The sequence below is a fragment of the Methylorubrum sp. POS3 genome (genome assembly GCF_043352485.1).
GTDB classification, from domain to species: Bacteria; Pseudomonadota; Alphaproteobacteria; order Rhizobiales; family Beijerinckiaceae; genus Methylobacterium; species Methylobacterium suomiense.
Map to the genome: position 1 here is coordinate 1 of NZ_JAPRBT010000027.1, position 410 is coordinate 410.

General features: G+C 71.0%; 1 pseudogene. It reads right to left on the reverse strand.

Features of this window, described 5'->3' with window-relative positions:
- Positions 1-410, reverse strand: a pseudogene (locus OWC43_RS23365) (sugar transporter); the annotation flags it as partial.

The following is a 410-nucleotide window of genomic DNA, read 5'->3' on the forward strand; positions in this document are numbered from 1 at the left end:
GCGATGGTGGAGACGACGCTGAGCACCTTGGCCACCTCGGAGAACGGCGCGCTCGACACGTAGAGCAGGTCGCGGTTGCGCAGCCGGAACGACTGGGTCAGGAACAGGCTCTGGGGATCGCGCATGTTCACCCGGTACACCACCGGTACCTGCGGCGCCCCGAGCAGCGGCGAGTTCGGCCGCAGCCGGCGCACCAGCCCCGCCGGCTCGTAGCGGAAGATGTAGACCCCCTCCGGATCGGCCTGGGTGTCGCGCAGCCCCGAGGCGCGGGCCAGGGCCTGGGCCATGGTCAGCCCCTCGGCCCCGAACGGGATCTCGGTGGTGTTGCCCACCGCGCCCACCGCCAGGAAGGTCTGGGGATCGCGCACCAGCGTCAGCGTGTCGTTGGGGCGCACGAAGATGTTCTCGCG